Below are 20,425 nucleotides of genomic sequence, written 5' to 3'. Positions count from 1 at the left end.
TATTAGTTCAACTAGAGATCACAGATGGTTTTTAGAGAATAACATATGTTTTATTCTTCTAGTTCTATATTTGAAATTTTATCGGTATTCTTTAGTCTTATGTACTTGCTAGGTATAACGCCAAACTGTTTTTTGAAACATTTAGAAAAGTAAGAAGCGGTGTTAAAACCTGTCATATACATGATTTCCTTAACCGATAGATCACTTTTTTCTAAAAGCTGAACAGCTCTTTTTAATCTAATATTTCTAATAAATTCACTTGATGAAAGACCAGTCAATTCTTTTATTTTTAAATACAAGTTACTTCTGCTCATATTCATTTCTTTAACTAACATTTCAACACTAAATTCTGAATTCATCATGTGCTTTTCTACAATTTCAATTGCATTTTGTAAAAATATTTCGTCTGATGAGGTTACCGTAACTTCATTTGGTTGTAATGTTATTTCTCTATTGAATCTTTTACGTAGTTCTTCGCGATCCTTTAAAATATTAGCAAGTTTCAATTCTAATAGCTCTAAATCAAAAGGTTTTCTAATATAGGCGTCTGCACCAGTTTTTAGTCCTTCAATTTCTTTTTCTTGAGATGTTTTAGCAGTCAGCATTACTACTGGTATATGACTTGTTTCTTGTGTTGTTTTTAATTTATTACAAAGTTCTATACCATTCATAACAGGCATTACCAAATCTGTAATTACAATATTTGGCATAAATTTATTCGCCAACTCTAAACCTTTTTCTCCGTTTTCAGCTTCGTAGATATAGTAGCTTTCTCCCAGTCCTTTTTTTATAAAAGATCTTATATCAGGATTATCGTCTACAATTAATAGTAAGGGAAGTTTAGATCTAGACCGTGTCATGTTTTGGTCAATAATATCATCCATAAAACTGATGGCATGCGAGTCGGCATCATCTTTACTGATAAAAGTATTGGCCTCAAAAACTTCATGAAAGTTGAGTTCTTTTGTTTTTTCAAAGGTTTCTTTTTCTTTGGGTAACCAAACATAAAACGTAGTGCCGGTTTCAGAATCACTCTTAACTTTTATAATACCCTGGTGTAGTTCGACCAGATTTTTGGTAAAAGAGAGTCCGATACCTGTTCCTTTGTTATCTACATGAGTAGTTAGTCCTATTTCGGTGTAAAAACGTTCGAATATATGCTGTAATCTATGGGCTGGAATACCGGGGCCAGAATCTTTTACCTGAATTACAACATATTTAGACTGGTCTACTGTAAGCTCAATGTCTTTTGGTTTATTGAAATCATTACCATCGAAAATTTCAAGAAAAATACTACCGTCTTCTGGTGTAAACTTAAAGGCGTTTGAAAGTAGATTGTTGCAAATTTTCTCAACAGCATCTGGATCGAACCATGATAAAATTGAATCTTTTGAAGCTTTTATTTCGAATTCAATATTCTTTTTTCTACTAAGAAATTGAAAAGGTTCACCTACTTCTTTTAAAAACTCGACAATATTACTTTTACTTAGATTAAGATTCATTTTCCCATGATCCATTTTTCTAAAATCTAGTAATTGATTCACTAAGCGTAATAGATAATCTGTGTTTTTGCGCATTAGCCCATATTGGTCTTTTGTTTCTTTGGTACTAATTTTTTCTCCTTTTTTAATTAAATAGTCTAACGGACCTTTTATAAGTGTAAGCGGGGTTCTAAACTCATGAGATATATTGGTGAAGAACTCTAGTTTTAATCGGTGAATTTCTTCGTTCTTATCTTTTTCTAGATTTCGAAGTTCTAATTGATGCTTCTCTGCAGATCTAATCATAGTAAATCTTCTAAAAGCATATAACAATGCTATTGCCAATAATAAATAAGCAAATTTGGCAAGGTTGGTTTGCCACCATGGCGGTGTAACTTTTATTTTAATTTCAACAGGAGTTTCGTCCCAAATATTATCGTTGTTTGAAGCTTTTACACGTAAGATATAAGAACCTGGCTCAAGATTGGTATATGTGGCAAACCTATTATCGGCAGAGGTGTAAATCCAATCTTTATCAAACCCATCTAACTTATATGCAAAATTATTTTTACTGGAAGCGGCATAATGCAAGGCGGCAAACTCGAAAGAGAAGCTGTTTTCATTATGTTTTAATTCAATTTCGCCTATAGAATTTATAGATTGATCAAGAATAACGCGACCATTTATTTTGGTGTCAATAGCCACAGGTTTATTAAAGATGGAAAAGTTGGTTAAAACCGTTTCTGGTTTTATTTTATTACTTATAATATCTTCGGGGTAGAAAGCGGTAAGACCGTTAACTCCCCCAAAAAGCATCAATCCTTCTTCGGTTTTATAAGCGGCTAGCTCGCTAAATTCGTTGCTTTGTAAGCCATCATTTACATCGTAATTTTGAAATTTCTCTTTGTCAATATTAAATTTTGATATTCCTTTATTGGTTGATAGCCATAGATTGCCCTGATTATCATCCAAAATTCCTTTTATAACATTGTTAGGTAACCCCTCTTTTTCACTATAGGTTTTAAAATGGTCTGGTTTATCATCTTTGCTAGGTATAAACTTATTTAAACCACCACCAAAAGTACCTACCCATATGTCTTTAGACTTACTTTCGAAAACCGATAAAATGTAGTTATGGCTAATGGTAGTTTCATCGTCAGGCGTATTCTTATAATTAACAAATTTTGGATTCTTAGAATCAATTTGATTGTAGGGTAGTTTTGCTAGACCATTACCGGTAGCAAACCAAATATCACCTTTTGAATCTTGAAAAATATCTCTAATAATATTATTGGGTATGCCAGTTTCATTGTTTGTATTATGCTTAAAATTATCTTTAATGAAGGTATCACCATCTTCTTTTATGAGCCAACGTTGTATGCCCCCATTATAAAAACCTAACCAGATATTATGCTCTTTATCTTGTAAAATAGAAAAAACACTACTTGGTACTTCTGATATTGCCTTTAAGTCTTCTTCTGTTATTTTTTTATCAGTGCCAAGGTCTATTTCGAATAAACCTGGTGAATTCTCTCCTCCAACTAATAATTTGGTGCTAGATTTTAATTGTATTTCTTCAATGGCAAATACCTTGTTGATTTTTGTAAAGTGTTGAAATTGATTAAAATCACTTTCTTTATCCGTTTTTCCTAACAAGTTTAAACCACCACCTTCGGTACCGATCCATAGGTTTTTATTTTTATCTTCATGAATAGCCCTAACTTTATCGTTACTCAAACTACCTACTTCGAGATTCTTTTTAATATGTAAAAATTGTTTTCTTTGAGGGTCAAATTTATTGACTCCGCCACCATTGACACCCACCCATATGATACCAGTATGATCAATATATAATGATTTAACCGCATTTTTGCTTAAACTGTTCGTAGGGTTTTCAGGGTCGTACTTGTATTCGCCTACCAACTCGGGTAATTTTGTTTCAGATAGGTTAGAAAACTCTAAAAGACCATCGTCGGTACCTGCCCAAATATGATTGTTATTTATTGAAATGGTGTTAAAATTGCCACTATAGAAAAACTGTAACTGATTCTCTTTTTTATTTGGAGAATATCGATAAAGACCGTTACTAGTACCTAAAATTAAATGCCCATAAGTGTCTTCAACAATAGATTTTACTTGCGTGTTTGGTAAGTTGATTTTTTCGTTTACTTCTTGAAAATACATGTCTCCATTATTATCTCTAGATAGCTTAGAAAGACCATTTATGCCACCAATCCAGATTTGGTGCATACTGTCTTCGAAAAAAGTGTTTACATTATTACTGTTTCTAGTAGGTGAATTGCTGTTTTGATATAAGTTGAAATGTTCAAATTTTAATGAATCTGTTGGCTTTGATAGATCGGCCATATCAATTCCTTTCGTGGTGCCTACCCAAAGTCTGTTATCACTATCATTAAATAGTAAGGTGATATAATTACTTTTTATGGTAAATTCATCATCAGGGTCACTTTTAAAATGTTTGAATTTTTCAGTTTTTTGATCGAAGTAATTTAAACCCCCACCAGTAGTTCCTATCCATAAATTACCTGATCTATCATCAATTATTTTCCAAATTAAGTTGCTGCTAATGCTGTTCGGCTTTTCAGGGTTTGGTTTAAAAACAGTAAAATTATAACCATCATATCTGTTTAACCCATCATGTGTTCCAAACCACATAAAACCGTTATCATCTTGAATAATTGTATTTACATCGCTTTGCGATAATCCGTTCTCTGTATTTAAATGCTCAAATTTTAAAGAATTTTGAGCGTAAGAGGTATGTGCTAATCCGAAGATCAGCATAAAAATTAAATATAGCGAACTCCTAGTCGAGCTTAATTTATAGGGGAGATTGGTCATACTGACAAATATATCAATTAAGCTATGAAATTTTATGATTGATATTTTTAACGGTAGACATAAGTTATATTGTGTTTTATTGTAAGTATTTGATTTTCAGAGGTTATTTGTTAATTCTTAAAAGTAGTACTTCCTATTAAACATCATATGTTCTAGCTTTTAAATCATTTGCTATAATTCAAAATGGCTTTATACACGAACTTTACGGTCTATAAAGTGAAAGTTGAATTCTATATTCAATACAATTTCAAACGTTACTAATACCGCATTAATGAAATATATAGTTTGTGAAAAGCCAGGTGAATTTATTTTAAAAGAAAAAGAAGCACCTGTAAGAAAGAAAGATGAAGCCTTATTGAGAATTAAAAAAGTAGGTATTTGTGGTACAGATCTACACGCCTACGGTGGTAATCAAGCATTTTTTACATACCCTAGAATATTAGGTCATGAGTTAGCTTCAGAAGTTGTTGAGATTGAAGAAAATGAGCGTGGAATTAAAGCAGGAGATAAGGTGGTAGTAATGCCGTACATAAGCTGCGGAGAATGTATCGCATGTAGAAATGGAAAAACAAATTGTTGTACTAATATTAGAGTTTTGGGCGTGCATACCGATGGTGGAATGCAAGAGTTCATTACCGTACCCACCAATATTCTGTTGTTAGCCAATAATTTGACCGATGATGAAATGGCTATTGTAGAACCACTGGCAATTGGTGCACATGCTGTTAGAAGAGCCAATATTGTACCTGGCGAAACAGTTGCCGTTGTTGGTTGTGGACCAATTGGGATAGGAATTATGAAATTAGCACAGATTGCAGGCGCAAAGGTTATTGCATTAGATATGAACGAGCAACGTTTGCAGTATGCAAAAGATAAAATAGGGGTAGATTATATTGTTAATGTAAGCGAAGATCCCGTAAAACAAATTTCTGGAATTACTGACGGAGATTTATGTACGGCCGTATTTGATGCTTCTGGTCACAAGGGGGCATTAGAAATGTGCCCGGCATATATGTCGCACGGTGGTAGATTTGTTTTAGTAGGACTTTCAAAAGGTGAACTCACCTATACGCACCCGGCAATACATGCTAAAGAAATGACTTTAATGTGTAGCAGAAATGCTACTACTGAAGATTTTGAACATGTTATTAATGTTTTAGATCAATTTCCAACGGCATCATTTATTACACATTCGGTCCCCTTTACAGAAATGATCGAAAATTTTGATAGTTGGTTAAAACCAGAAACAGGGGTAATAAAAGCAACAGTTAATTTTAATTGAAATAATGCAAAAAAGTTACGTTCAAATAGATCCGAAAGATAATATTATCGTTGCCATCACTAATTTAGAGAAGGGTAAGGTTGTTACTATTGCAGATCAAGAGGTTACTTTAATCGAGCATATTAAGCAAAAACATAAGTTTGCCTTGGTCGATTTTAATTTGGGTGATGACATTTTCATGTATGGCGTTTTAATTGGTAAAGCAATGACCACTATTGCTGCTGGTTGTGCTATCACCATAGAAAACGTAAAACATGCTTCTGCAGAATTTAATGAAACTAAAGTTGCGTTTAATTGGCAGGCGCCAGATGTTTCTAAATTTGAGAATAGAACTTTTAACGGCTACCATAGAGAAGATGGTAAAGTAGGTACAGCCAATTATTGGCTAGTTATACCGCTTACATTTTGCGAAAATAGAAACTTAGATGTAATTGAAGCTGCTCTATCAGAAAAATTAGGATACCAAACTACGAAAGACTTTTCTGTAGATACAGATGCTTTAATTCAACAATATAAATTAGGTAGTTCAAGAGATAAAATATTAAGCACACCTATAATTGCTACCCATGAAGAAATGGCGAAAAATAGGGTGTTCCCGAATGTTGACGGAATTAAATTTTTAAAGCATGATGGCGGTTGTGGAGGCATTCGGCAAGATTCTGAAACCTTATGCAAGCTGTTAGCCGGTTACATCACCAACCCAAATGTGGCTGGTGCGACCATACTGAGTTTAGGTTGCCAAAATGCACAGATTTCAATGCTTCAAAATGCATTGAACGCAATCGATAGTGATAAGCCCGTACATTATTTAGAACAACAGCGAAGTTTAAGCGAACGTCATTTTATTGAAGAAGCTGTTAAAGTAACTTTCTTGGGGTTAATCGATGCTAATGAAATCTTTAGAAAACCGGCACCGCTCAGTAAATTGGTTCTAGGTTTAGAATGTGGTGGGTCAGATGGTTTTTCAGGTATTTCTGCCAACCCTGCTTTAGGGTATGCATCAGATTTATTGGTTGCCTTAGGGGGTAGTCCTGTATTATCAGAATTTCCAGAGTTGAATGGAGTTGAGCAAGAAATGATTAATAGATGTATTACTGATGAAGACTCTAAAAAGTTTTATAATCTAATGCGTGCATATTCTGCTGCAGCTGTTGCCGTGGGTTCTGGTTTTGAAAATAATCCGTCTCCTGGTAATATTAAAGATGGTCTCATAACAGATGCCATGAAATCTGCCGGTGCAGCTAAAAAAGGTGGTACTTCGCCAATTGTAGAGGTGTTAGATTATACAGAACAGTTAACCAAACCTGGTTTAAACCTTTTGTGTACCCCAGGTAATGATGTTGAATCTACAACCGGTTTAGTTGGTTCGGGCTGTAATGTGGTTGTTTTTACTACTGGTTTAGGCACACCAACAGGTAACCCGGTAGCACCAGTTTTAAAAATGTCAAGTAATACTTCTTTATACGAACGTATGAATGATATTATTGATATCAATGCCGGTACGGTTATAAGTGGTGAAGATTCTATAGAAACAATGGGCGAGAAAATTCTTGAATATATTATTCAAGTAGCCAGTGGTACGATTGCTTCAAAAGCGGTCGCCCATGGTAATAATGACTTTATTCCGTGGAAAAGAGGAGTTTCTTTATAGACTTTTCAATTTAATACAAGTAAGAGTAGCATGACGATAAATAAGGAAATAACAGAACTAAAAGTATTGAACAGAAAAACAACAGGTAAGCCTGTAGAATATCCTGTTCGTGTACTACAGTTTGGTGGCGGTAATTTTTTAAGGGCATTTTGCGATTGGATGTTCGATGTGTTAAATAAAACAACAGATTTCAATGGCAGTGTGGCTGTCGTTAAACCAACCGAAAGAGGGGAGTATTCAGAACTCTTAAATCAAGACGGCTTGTTTCATGTCGTTTTAGATGGATTGAAAGACGGTAATTTAGTCTCAGAGGTAACATTGGTAGAATCTGTTAGTACTATTATTCAACCGTATAAAGAATGGAATGCTTATTTGGCATTGGCAGAGGTGCCTGAACTGAGATTTATTGTTTCTAATACTACAGAAGCAGGAATTAAATTTTCAGAAAAAGATCAAAAGACAGACAACCCACCTCATGAATTTCCGGCTAAATTGACCTTATGGTTATATCGCCGTTTTAATTATTTTAAAGGTGCAGCTGATAAAGGTTGCATTTTGTTACCATGCGAATTAATTGAAGATAATGGCGATGCTTTACAGAGTACCATTATTCAATATGCTGAACATTGGGGTTTAGAAACAGCATTTATTACTTGGGTCAAGAATTGTAATTATTTCTGTAGCACACTAGTTGATCGTATTGTATCTGGTTTTCCTACGGATAGAAAAGTTGCCATAGAACAGCAAACGGGTTATAAAGATGATTTGTTGGTCGCTGGTGAGGTGTATCATAGTTGGGTTATAAAAGCAGCACCAATTGTTCAAAAAGAATTGCCTTTTTCTAAAACGGACTTAAATGTTTTGTTCGTTGATGATCTTAAAGAGTATAGAGAAATGAAGGTTCGTATTTTAAATGGGGCGCATACTTCTTTGGTACCTGTAGGGTATTTGGCAGGTTTAAGAACGGTATTAGAAAGTATGAACGATAATTTGGTTAGAAACCATGTATTGCAAGTGCTCTCTGAAGAAATAAAACCTACCCTAACCAATTTTTCAGAAAAGGAGATTGACGCATTTGTAAATGCAGTTATTGATCGATTTAAGAATCCGACTCTTAAACATTTTTTAATAGCCATATCATTAAATAGTACTTCTAAATTTCAGGCTCGCTTGTTACCGGCATTTAAAGAATACACTCAAATTAACGGTCATTTTCCAAAGAGAATAGCATTTTCATTAGCATGTTTAATTCGCTTCTATAAAGGCGAATTCGATGGGGAACATATTCCTGTAAATGATGATGCCAAGGTGTTGGCCTACTTTAATGAAGAATGGCGAAAAGTAACAGAGCAAGACCAAACGATAGAAAACTTGGTTACAAACGTGCTGTCTAATAGTTATATAGTTGGCGAAAATTTAACCACATATAATGGTCTGGTTCAATTTGTTACCAAGAGTATCAACAGCATAGATGAAGTAGGTGTAAAAGAGTGTTTAAAGGCACTATAATAAAATATATGAAAATAGATTCGCATCAACATTTTTGGAAATATGAACCGGTAAAACATAGCTGGATAGATGATGAAATGGCAGTAATCAGAAAAGATTTTATGCCAGCTGATCTAAAGCAAGTATACTTTGAAAATGATATTGATGGCTGCGTTGCGGTGCAGGCAGATCAAACAACTGCAGAAACGGATTTTTTAATTGAACTGGCTTCAGAAAATAATTTTATAAAGGGAGTTGTAGGATGGGTAGACCTAAGGGGTAATGATATTGATGAGGTTTTGGAACATTACAACAAGTTTAAAGTTGTAAAAGGTTTTAGGCACGTTGTACAAGGTGAGGCTGATTACAATTTTTTATTGCGACCAGATTTTCTTGCAGGTGTTTCAAAACTAGCTGGGTATAATTTCACTTACGATATATTGGTGTTTCCGCATCAATTGGGAGCGGTTCTAGAATTTGTAAAAAAATTCCCGAATCAAAAGTTTGTAATTGATCATATAGCTAAGCCTTATATAAAAGACAATTTTTATGAGGGTTGGGCTGTATTAATGACCGAAATAGCAAAGCAAAAAAATGTGTATTGCAAGTTATCAGGAATGATTACCGAAGCCGATTATAAAAAATGGACAGTTGAGCAAATAGCACCCTATATGACCTTGGTGTTAAATGCTTTTGGTGCAAATAGAATTATGTTCGGTTCTGATTGGCCAGTGTGTTTAGTGGCAGGAAATTACAAAACCGTAAAAAGCATAGTTACAGATTTCATTTCGCAATTAAGTGAAGAAGAGCAGGCTAAAATAATGGGTTTGAATGCAATGAAATTTTATAATTTATAATAGGAACAGTATGGATTTAAAACTAAAAGATAAAGTAGTTGTCGTAACAGGTGCTGCAGGATTAAAAGGGAGTATAGGTGAAACCATAGTTCAGCATTTGGCAACCGAAGGCGCAATACCTGTAATCGTTTGTAGAAATGATAGAGGTATAGGTTATGAGAAAGAATTACGAGAAAAAGGTATTGACGCCTTGTTTGTAAAGACAGATTTATCTGATCATGTTCAAATTGAAAAGGCTGTTCGTAAAATTGAAGCGAAATACGGCGAAATACATGCGTTAATAAATAATGTTGGGGTAAACGATGGCGCAGGTTTAGATGCTTCAATAGATGATTTTATGTATTCCTTAAAACTAAATATGGTAAGCTATTTTGCAATGACTAAATACTGTTTGCCAATGCTTAAAAAGTCAAAAGGAAATATTTTGAATATAGGCTCGAAAGTAGCACTTACAGGTCAAGGTGGTACTTCTGGGTATGCGGCGTCAAAAGGTGGTGTCTTCGGTTTAACAAGAGAATGGGCGGTTGATTTAATTCAATTCGGTATCCGTTCTAATGCCATTGTTATTGCAGAAAGTTGGACTCCTGCTTATGATGCTTGGATTAAAACTTTAGATAATGGAGAAGAAAAACTTGAGGCTATCGTTAAGAAAATTCCTTTAGAAAATAGAATGACAATGCCGGCTGAAATAGCAGATCAATGTCTATTTACCATCTCAGAAAAATCATCTCATACAACCGGTCAGTTTATTACCGTAGACGGCGGGTATGTGCATCTCGATAGATCTTTATTGACGGAATAATTCACACTTTTCCTATCAGTATAACCAAAGTCTAATTCGTACCAGATTAGCATTTTTATTTTAACCATGAAAGTTATCCAGCTAAATATGAATCAACCAAAAAAAATACCCGTAGTCAGTAAAGAGTTACTAGTTCCGTTTATAATAATCACTATACTTTTTGCTTTATGGGGCTTTGCCAATGATGTTACTAACCCCATGGTTACGGCATTCAAAAAAGTAATGCCAGAATTAAGTTGGACACAAGCATATTTAGTACAATTTGCATTTTATTTCGGCTATGGTTGTATGGCCATACCAGCTGCACTTTTTATTAAAAAATATACCTATAAAAAAGGTATCATTCTTGGGCTGTCGCTTTATGCTGTTGGTGCATTTTTATTTTATCCAGCATCTGTTTATGAAGAGTATTCGTATTTTTTAATTTCATTATATGTTATCACTTGTGGCTTAGCTTTGTTAGAAACAACTTCAAACCCTTTGATTTTATCACTAGGGGCAAAAGAAACCGCCACACAACGATTGAATTTGGCACAATCATTTAATCCTATAGGGTCTATATCAGGTATGCTGATAGCTCAGTTTGTTGTTCTTAGTCAAATAAAATCGGCAACTTATAATGATGAGACCTACGCGGCTTTAGATGCGGCAAGTAAAGCGTCTATTAAGACCGAAGACCTGAATATTATAAGCTACCCTTATTTAGGCATAGGGGTCGTTGTTTTAATTATTTTAATATTAATAGTATTTACCAAAATTCCGACGGTTCAAGAACATACAAGTTTAAGCTTCAAAGAATCGTTAAATAAAATCTTTTCGAAGAAGACATTTTTACCGGGTGTTATAGCTCAAATGTTTTATGTAGGTGCACAAATAATGTGTTGGACAGCTATCTTTCAATACGTGCAATATTTAAATGAATCTACAAATAGTGATATAAATGCCACGTATATGAATATGATCGCTATGGGGATTTTTCTTGGCGGTCGATTTCTTGGCACTGCTTTGTTAAGTGTATTCTCGGCTCCAAAATTACTTTACACCTTTGCAGGCTGTGCCATTTTATGTTGTGCAGGCGCTATTATAATACCAGGTATGCCCGGTTTAATTTCTCTAGTGAGTATTTCTTTATTTATGTCAATTATGTTTCCTACTATTTATGGTATTGCTTTAAAAGATATGGGTGACGAAGCAAAGTTGGGGTCTGCATTTCTGGTGATGGCAATTGTTGGAGGAGCTATTTTTCCGTTAATGCAAGGTGCCATTATCGACATAGGAGGTGATAACCTTGCAGACACGCTTATTTTAGGAGTTCCAGAAGTTAAATTTTCATTTATAATGCCAATGATATGTATAGCTGTTGTCGGTTTATATGGCTTATATGCTGCTAAACAACAAAAGGCTTAATTATTTAAAACTAGAACGATGACAAAAAGATATTGTTACGCCTGCGATTTAAAAGAGGACGCTAAACTTATTGCAGAATACAAAGCATATCATGCCGAAGGCAAGGCATGGCCAGAAATCACTAAAAGCATTAAAGATGCCGGTATTGTTGATATGCAAATTTACCTTACCGGTAACCGTATGTTCATGATTATGGAAGTTGATGAAACATTCGATGCTGAGAAAAAAGTAAAAATGGATGCCGATAATACTAAAGTTCAAGAATGGGAGAATTTAATGTGGAATTACCAACAAGAGTTGCCATGGGCTAAAGATGGTGAGAAGTGGATTGCATTAGAGCAGATATTTCAATTGTAACACAACAAAAGTAACAGAAACACATAAGCCAGACCTTTAGGTCTGGCTTATGTGTTTTAATTTAAAGACTTACTTCATTTTAAGTTAGACAATTGTTGTCGGCAAAAATGATCGTCTCATTGAATTAACCTTTCAATCTCTAAGTCTTGTAGTTATTATAAAGCCCTTATTTCTGCTGTTAATCAGTTTAGGTTGATAATGCCGTATTTATCTATCAGTTATCAACTGTAGCTACTGTTTTTACTTACTTGGGGCTATTGTAATTTCTATTTCGTTACTCGTTAATGTATTTGAGCTTGCTTTTATACGTATTGGTGTTGAGCTATCTTTTATTGATTGAACAATAAGTAAAGCACGCCCTTTATCTGTTATTAATTCGTGAGAATTAAAATCTTGCGTATTAGTTATGCTGCCATTATCTACACCAAGTACTTTTGCATCTCCGGTCACTGTAAATAGTACTTTTTGATTTTCTGTTTTAACAGGATTACCATCGTTATCTACAATTTGAAGTACAATATGTGCGGTGTCATAACCATTTGCTACTACGCTTTTAGTATCGGTAAATAGTTGTAAGACTTTTGGTTGAGCGCTTGTTTTTATAAGTGATTTGACTACTTTTCCATTTTTAGATCCAACAGCCTTTAAGGTACCTGCTTTAAACGGAACTGCCCATTTGTAAATATGATCATCAAAATCTGCTAGTTTTTTTGTTCCTAATGATTTTTCGTTCAAGATAAGTTCTACGGCATCAGTATTTGAATATACTTCTACTATTGTGCTTTGATTACCATCATAGTTCCAATGTTCATTAACATCTTGCCAAACCCAAAGCGCTTTTTGCCAAGCGCCTTCTTTTTTCTCAACAACTTTACCATGGTCATTAAGCTCATATTTTGATTTTTCAGCAGTCTGTGTGGCAATGTAAATACTAGGTGCCTCGCTCCATAAAGATTTAAACATATAGAACGACGGCTTTTCAAATCCAGCCAAATCTAATAATCCGCTTGGGGTTCCTTTCTTTGGCCAGCCTCCGTTAGATTCTCCCATATAGTCAATGCCGGTCCATAAAAATGTTCCTGAAATAAAAGGTCTATCCATTACAGCCTTCCATTCATGCCATTGACCTAAATTTTCGGTACCCATAAGTGGCTTGTTAGGGTAGTTTTCATGGCCATAATCGTAAAGTACGCGTCTATAGCTAAAACCAATGATATCAAGAGCATTTGCATAGCCAGATTCATAACTAGAAGATGGTAGAATGCAATTAGCAATTACATATCTTGTTGTATCTAATTCTTTGGTCCATTTAGCTAACTTCTGAGCAGTTTTACCAATATCATATGTTGCTTTTGGCAATGTGTCTAGCTTCTCTTTAATCTGTTTTATGCTATTTGGTGGTGCAGACCAAAAGTAATTACCACTCCAGTCCATATTATTGAAGAAACCGGTAGCTTCAGCATTACGAGGGTATGTCCATTCAATTTCATTACCAATACTCCATTGAAATATAGACGGGTGATTTCTATGCGATAAGATGGTGTTTTTCAAGTCTCTTTCTGCCCAATCTTGAAAATGTTCGGCATAACCCCTGGTAATATAGTCCACACTTTTTTCGTTCATATTTTTTCTTTTGTCTTTAGGGTTGTCCCATTCATCAAAGAATTCATCTTGAACCAAAAAGCCCATTTCATCGCATAAATCTAAAAATTCATTAGAAGCAGGGTTGTGCGATATTCGTATTGCATTACAACCAGCATCTTTTAGTTTTTCTAAACGTCTTTTCCAAACACTTTTAGGTACGGCAGCACCAACTAAGCCAGCGTCATGGTGTAAACAAACACCTTTTATCTTGCGATTTTTGCCATTAAGATAAAAGCCGGTATTGGCATCAAACTTAATACTGCGAATTCCGAAAATAGTTTCTTCAGTATCTACAATTTTATCATTTTCAATAACTTTAGTAATGGCTTTATAAAGAGTAGGTTTATCTATATCCCATAAATCAGGATTTTTAATATCTAGGGTGGCTGTATAATTTTCTGATTTCCCTTGATAAATGGTTAGTGCTGTAGTTGTTGAGCCGACCTTAATATTCTTGTCAGTAAAAATATCTGTAGTAATCTTTGCTTTTTTATCTTCTAAGTATCCGTTTTTAAGTTGAGTTTCTATTTTAACCGTGGCTTTATCTTCATTTACTTGCGGTGTGGTAATGAAGGTTCCCCATACCGGAATGTGTAATTTGTTTTTTGTAATTAGGTTTACATTTCTGTAGATACCAGATCCGGTATACCATCTACTGTCTGCATATCTTGTTCTATCTACCGTTACATGTACCGTATTTGTATTTTGTTGTAGTTGCTCTGTAATGTCATAATAGAAAGGAGCATAGCCGTAAGGATGTTTACCTAGTTCTTGATTATTTAAGCTTACCGTAGCATTATTATAGACACCATCAAAAACCAAATAGGCAACTTGATTATTTTTCAAGTTTAAGTTAAAATCTTTTTTATAATAACCCATGCCACCTAATAGGTAACCCGTAGCACCTTCGCCTTTGATTGAATCGATTGGAGATTCAATACTCCAATCATGTGGTAGGTTTATTTTTTTCCAAGTGGTATCGAACCGATTCGATGTGGAGTCTTCTAATTTAAATTCCCAGTTGAAATTAAAGTCGGTGTTAGTAGTCAAATATTCTTTTGTAGAACAACTAAAAAGTGTGAACGCAATTAGGTATATCAGAAAAATTTTATATTTCATTCTATTTGTTTAAAAATGATGTTTATGGTGAATTTTATTCTTGTACAGTTCTAGAGAAAACTAAACATGTTATATAATTAACCTTTATTAAGCTTTTTTCAATTACACTTTAACTGAACTTTTGTCGAGAAAGAAACCGCATTTGTTGGTGACAAGTAACTAGAGTTAAATCGTTTGCAATTATTGATATTGTGCTTTATATTATATATAATTCAAAATACTGCAATTATATGTAATGATAATTGCAGTATTCTTAGCTTTGCAAATATGTGTTTATTATAGGATTTAATCTTATTGACTAACTAGACAAAAACTCAACATATCTCAATTAATGGTAGTTTTTGAAAAAAATGAACTAGACAATGTATATATTGATTTCTCAATTAAACCTTAAAAGAGAGCGAAGATTTTTTTTGGTATGAATTATTCAATACAAACTATGCGTAGATATTTAATTTCTTATTTAACCTTTGGGTTGCTAGTATGCCTATGTGGTATGTTGTCTGCACAAACCATTAATAAATCGGATGAGTATTTTAAAAAAGCAGAGTCTTTAAAGGCAACGAATGTTAATAGTGCTATTGATTTCTATAAGAAAAGTATACACTTACATAAAGAGCAAAAAGATACCGCTAACTTGGTAAATAGTTTATACGAGCTTTCTAATTTATATGCCCATAATTTAGATTATGGAAGTTCATATGATGGTTATTGGGAAGCTTTATTTCTTGCTGATAATTCAAAAAATGACCCAGCAAGAGCTAAATTATATCAAGCCTTGGGTTGGCTTTATTTATTTTATAGACGTGATAATGAAGCTAAAGATTACTTCAACCTTTCGCTAAGATTAAAGGATAAAATGATAGATAAAAAAGTTATTGATTCTACTAATGTATTAACCGATTATTATGCATTAATAACTTTGTTTAGAACCAATGGAGAAAATAAAATGGTTCGTAAATATTTAGACAGCAGTAGCCTTATTAAAAAACAATTTAAGATTAAATCTAGTTATTTAGATGCAGAAGAGGGCTACCAAGATGCAATTGACGGCAATTTTGAAATGGCTTTACTTAGATTGAATAAATCTAGAAATGAGTTTATCATAGAAAACCCTTCATACCTAATAATAATAGACTACTTAATTGGTCAGGTTCATTTTATGAAGGGTGATTTGAAACTAAGTAAAAAGTATTTTGAACAATCATTGGCTTATACTAATGAATATAGCAATCATTCTAATTATAAGTTGATGGTGCAAGAAGCTTTGGCACTTTTAAGTAAGGAGGAGAAAGATTTTGAAAGCGCTTTTTGTCATTTAGAGGCGGCAAATGAATTGAATGAATCAATTTTTGGAAGAAAGAGCAAGAATAATCAACATTTGTTTGAAATTAATGATCAGTATCGCCTACAGAAAGAGAAAGAAAAGGAATTAATAAAAGAGCAGCGACTGGCTAATTTAGAAAATGAGAAAAAACTATGGGTACTAAAGTATTCATTGATGTTTGTTGTTGTAGCTTCTTTGTTAATACTTGGATCTTTATTCATTCGTAATATTAGACGTAAACATAGGTTAGAAAAAAAATCTCTAGAAGAAAAGCGAGTTGTTGAATTACAGAAAACTAATGAAATATTAGAATTGAAGAATAATGAACTTACATCATCTGCATTGCAATTAATAGAGAAAGAAGAGTTTATAAGAAAAATGAAAGATACTATTGGCAAGAGTAAAGAAAATTTAGATGTTTCTGCTCTCAATAGAATTATTAGTTCAGCACAAGGTAGCCCAAGTGGTAATTGGAAAGAATTTGAAGCTAGGTTTACGGCTGTAAATCAAAGTTTTTATAAAAATTTAAAAGAAGCTTACCCTGCTTTAAGTCAAACAGATTTAAAACTTTGTGCATTGGTAAAGCTTAATTTTTCTAGTAAAGAAATGGCATCTCTTTTGGGTATTTCAATTGAGAGTATGCACACATCTCGTTATCGTTTAAGAAAAAAATTGAAACTTGAACGTAATGATAATCTTACCGAGTTTATAGCAAACCACTAAGAAAGACTTTTTCTAATTCTATATATTCTTTAGTTTTTAATTTCATAGCGTAATTTTCACTCTTCTAGTTAATTATTACTCAACTGTTTCTAATAATACCAGAAAAATACTGTCTAGTTGTGTTTAGTATTGCTTAAAACACTGATAAATAAGTGTTTTTTTAAGGGTTTGTTCAGTTTTTGTTGAGTGCTATTTCTTAAAATAATAATATCAAATTAATAATTTAGACCCAATAAATTTATCATTTGATTATAATTTAAGAATCTAAATGAGAATTCATTAAAAATAACTCACCACAACTTAATTATTAATTAACTCAATTTTATTTATGAAGGAAAAGGACAAATTATGGAAGAGGATGCTTTCAGTGTTTTCTCTATTTGTAATCTTGGCAATGCAACAAGGTTTTGCGCAAGATGTAATTAACGGATCCGTAAGTGATGAACAAGGTACGCCGATACCAGGTGCAACTGTTGTTATTGAAGGAACAACTAAAGGTGCCGTTGCCGATTTTGATGGAATTTTTTCCATCAATGCAGCATCAGGCGATGTTTTGGCGATTTCATCAATTGGTTTTAAAACTAAAAAGGTAAGTGTAGGTGCAAGTAAGAATTTAAAAATAGTTCTTGTTGAAGACCTAGCACTGTTAGACGAGGTAGTTGTTGTAGGTTATGGTACTCAAAAGAAAAAAGAGGTAACCGGTGCTGTAGTACAAGTAAAGTCTGATATTATTAGTATTGCACCTGTATCTGATGTCAGTGAATCTCTACAAGGGCGAGTAGCAGGTGTAAATATACAAGCTGCAAGTGGGCGTCCGGGTGAAGCTGCCAACATTCAAATTAGAGGTGTAGGATCTTTACTTGGTAGTCTAGAGCCATTATATGTTGTAGATGGGGTTCCTTATGAATCTAATCCTAACATTGCGCCTGATCAAGTAGAAACTATAGACATTTTAAAAGATGGTGCTGCAGCTTCTATTTATGGTGTAAGAGCTTCAAACGGGGTTATTTTAATTACGACCAAATCAGGTAAAGAAGGGAAGTTAGATGTTAACTTTTCTACATACACAGGTATTCAGAATATAACGTCAGGAACACCTTTAATGAATACGCAACAACAGTTGTTTGCAGATTTTTCTGTAGATAATGTTTTAAATGCGGGTAATCTTCCAGGGTATTTTATTACTTCTCCTGAATTATTGGATCTTGATAGTGATTTCGTTGGAGATGTACAAAACAACAATGCGCTATTTAGAAACTATGAGTTAGGTATAAGCGGCGGTTCTAAAGGTTTGAATTTAGGTTTTAGTACCAGTTATAACGACCAAGAGGGTGTGCTGATCAAATCTGGCTTTGATAGATTAAGTTCTAGACTGACAGCTAATTTTACTAAAGGAAAATTTAAGGCATTTGCTACTGTTGCCTATACCGAAGAAAATAGAGAGCAAGAGCCTTTTGCCTATTATGAATATAGTATTGGTCAAAACCCATGGCAGTTACCTTTAGGTGATCTAGATATTAGTGAGGATAATGTGGTAACAATACCAGTAGATAATACGATCTATTTTGGCTTTTTAGCAAAACAATTATTGAACATTGATGATAGAAAAACAACTTCTACCAATATTGCTTTCAATATGCAGTATGAATTAGCAAAAGGATTGACTTATAAGTTAAGTTTAAGTAATAATAGATTTGATTATAATCGAAAATTCTTTAGACCTACATTTTTAATTTATGGTAGAGATGGGGTGTTAAATGCAACGGCTTCTACGCTTGAGGCACAACTTCAAAAAGATTTTACCATGTCTACTAGAAGGGTGCTTGAAAATATGATAAACTACGATGTAAAATTCGGTGGACATAAATTAAACACAACATTGGTATCGTCATATGAAGATTTTTCATCGGAACAACTTACCATAGGCGGTATCGGTTTTCCGACAAATACTACACAAGAAATAGGTCAGGCTTTTTCTGCAACTACACCAACGAGTTTTGTAAATAATTATTCTTTATCCGGTTTATTGGGTAGAGTTCAATATAGTTATGATGAGCGTTACTTATTGTCTGCAAGTATTCGTAGAGATGGTTCTTCTAAATTCGGACCAGATAATAGATATGGTACTTTTGGAGGTGTTTCTATTGGATGGAATGCTGCCGAAGAAAATTTCTTTAAAAATTCATTTTTGGGTGATGCTGTCAATAACTTAAAGTTTAGAGCAAGTTATGCAGAATTGGGTAATCAAGATGTTCAGCCTTATGCTGCATCTACTCAAATTGAAACTGGTGTAAATTATTTATTCGGACCTAATGAAGCTATAGCTTCTGGTTTGATCCAGAGAAGAAATGCAAATCCTGATTTGAAATGGGAAACGAGTGTTTCTAAAAACATCGGATTTGACTTAGCTATGTTTCAAAATAGATTGACTTTAACTGCTGATTTATATAGCAATGATAAGCAAGATATGTTATTGCCATTTCAAACACCACCTTCTTTAGGTACATCTGCACCAGGTGCCGAGTCCGTCTATAATCCAATTTTTATTAATGCGGGTAAAATGACCAATGAAGGTATAGAAATAGCTTTAGGATATAAAGGTGAATTTAAAAGTGGACTAAAATATAATATCTCTTCTACGTTTACGAAAAACACTAATGAGATTGTGGATCTTAATGGAATAGAACGCGGGTACTCTAATGGTAGACCAACATTTTCTTTAGGTAATAGTATAGATGAAACTACATTTTTTGCCGTAGGTCATGAAGCGGGATCATTCTTTTTATTGAAAAATGAAGGCGTAATTAAAACTGATACCGAATTAGCAGAATACCAGCAAATCAATCCATCTGCAGCAAAAGGCGATATTCGTTACGCCGATGTAAATGGTGATAATGCAATTGATGATAATGATCGTGTATATGCCGGTTCTGGTCAAGCAGAATGGGAAGCTGGTTTAAATGTTGATTTAAACTATAAAAACTTTGATCTGTCGGTTCAGACTTATATGTCTTACGGCGCTGAGTTATTTAACGGTGCACGATTTTTCGCCTATACTCAAGGTAGACACTTAGATCAATATTATCAATGGTCTCCACAAAATCCTACTTCTGATATTCCTAGTTATAGAAATAGTGAGGCTACAGAAAGCATTAGAGCAAGATCAGATTATTGGATAGAAGATGGTACATATTTAAGAATTCGAAATATTACTTTGGGTTATTCATTACCTAAAGAATTACTAGATAAAACCAAAATTGGTAGCATACGATTATATCTAACAGGATTTAACCCTTTTACATTTACTAATTATACAGGTTATGATCCAGAAGTTGGTGGTAATGGTATAAGCACAAGAGGTGTTGATAGAGGTAATTATCCTGTAACCAGAAGATTTGTTCTAGGGGTTAAAGTTAAATTTTAATAAC

General features: G+C 33.6%; 11 protein-coding genes. 9 read left to right on the top strand and 2 right to left on the bottom strand.

What is annotated here, in order from left to right; genetic code table 11:
* Positions 1 to 50: 50 nt before the first annotated feature.
* Entirely contained in the window at positions 51 to 4,283 is a 4,233-nt protein-coding gene (locus ACJJVT_RS11355; protein ID WP_405398754.1) for a two-component regulator propeller domain-containing protein, read from the bottom strand.
* A 328-nt stretch (positions 4,284 to 4,611) separates the two neighbouring features.
* Here ACJJVT_RS11355 and ACJJVT_RS11350 point away from each other — a divergent pair, with 328 nt between their 5' ends.
* The 7 genes from ACJJVT_RS11350 to ACJJVT_RS11320 all read left to right on the top strand — a co-directional run bounded on the left by ACJJVT_RS11350 (position 4,612) and on the right by ACJJVT_RS11320 (position 12,184).
* Positions 4,612 to 5,622 carry a zinc-binding alcohol dehydrogenase family protein gene (locus ACJJVT_RS11350; protein WP_405398752.1) on the top strand — a complete coding sequence of 337 codons (1,011 nt, stop codon included), beginning with the start codon at positions 4,612 to 4,614 and terminating at the stop codon, positions 5,620 to 5,622.
* A gap of 4 nt (positions 5,623 to 5,626) precedes the next feature.
* Complete coding sequence (locus tag ACJJVT_RS11345; protein ID WP_405398751.1) at positions 5,627 to 7,273, top strand: UxaA family hydrolase; 1,647 nt, start codon at positions 5,627 to 5,629, stop codon at positions 7,271 to 7,273.
* A gap of 30 nt (positions 7,274 to 7,303) precedes the next feature.
* Entirely contained in the window at positions 7,304 to 8,782 is a 1,479-nt protein-coding gene (locus tag ACJJVT_RS11340) for a tagaturonate reductase (RefSeq protein WP_405398749.1), read from the top strand.
* An 8-nt stretch (positions 8,783 to 8,790) separates the two neighbouring features.
* On the top strand, positions 8,791 to 9,618 hold the full coding sequence (locus ACJJVT_RS11335; RefSeq protein ID WP_405398748.1) for an amidohydrolase family protein: 828 nt from the start codon (positions 8,791 to 8,793) through the stop codon (positions 9,616 to 9,618).
* A gap of 10 nt (positions 9,619 to 9,628) precedes the next feature.
* Entirely contained in the window at positions 9,629 to 10,420 is a 792-nt protein-coding gene (locus ACJJVT_RS11330) for an SDR family oxidoreductase (RefSeq protein WP_405398747.1), read from the top strand.
* An 87-nt stretch (positions 10,421 to 10,507) separates the two neighbouring features.
* Positions 10,508 to 11,827, top strand: a complete 1,320-nt coding sequence (fucP, locus tag ACJJVT_RS11325) for an L-fucose:H+ symporter permease (RefSeq protein ID WP_405398745.1) — start codon at positions 10,508 to 10,510, stop codon at positions 11,825 to 11,827.
* Between the two features lie 18 nt (positions 11,828 to 11,845).
* Complete coding sequence (locus ACJJVT_RS11320) at positions 11,846 to 12,184, top strand: L-rhamnose mutarotase (protein WP_405398744.1); 339 nt, start codon at positions 11,846 to 11,848, stop codon at positions 12,182 to 12,184.
* Positions 12,185 to 12,424: 240 nt separating this feature from the next.
* Here the strand turns inward: ACJJVT_RS11320 and ACJJVT_RS11315 are convergent, their stop codons facing one another.
* Positions 12,425 to 14,947 carry a glycoside hydrolase family 2 TIM barrel-domain containing protein gene (locus ACJJVT_RS11315; protein WP_405398742.1) on the bottom strand — a complete coding sequence of 841 codons (2,523 nt, stop codon included), beginning with the start codon at positions 14,945 to 14,947 and terminating at the stop codon, positions 12,425 to 12,427.
* Positions 14,948 to 15,386: 439 nt separating this feature from the next.
* On the opposite strand from ACJJVT_RS11315, the gene ACJJVT_RS11310 reads away from it, so the two are divergent.
* Both ACJJVT_RS11310 and ACJJVT_RS11305 read left to right on the top strand, forming a co-directional pair.
* On the top strand, positions 15,387 to 16,997 hold the full coding sequence (locus ACJJVT_RS11310; RefSeq protein ID WP_405398740.1) for a hypothetical protein: 1,611 nt from the start codon (positions 15,387 to 15,389) through the stop codon (positions 16,995 to 16,997).
* A gap of 328 nt (positions 16,998 to 17,325) precedes the next feature.
* Positions 17,326 to 20,421, top strand: a complete 3,096-nt coding sequence (locus ACJJVT_RS11305) for a SusC/RagA family TonB-linked outer membrane protein (RefSeq protein WP_405398739.1) — start codon at positions 17,326 to 17,328, stop codon at positions 20,419 to 20,421.
* Positions 20,422 to 20,425 lie beyond the last annotated feature (4 nt).

The sequence above is a fragment of the Maribacter sp. Asnod2-G09 genome (assembly GCF_045063795.1).
Lineage (GTDB): Bacteria > Bacteroidota > Bacteroidia > Flavobacteriales > Flavobacteriaceae > Maribacter.
This window is presented reverse-complemented; position numbering and strand designations above follow the sequence as displayed.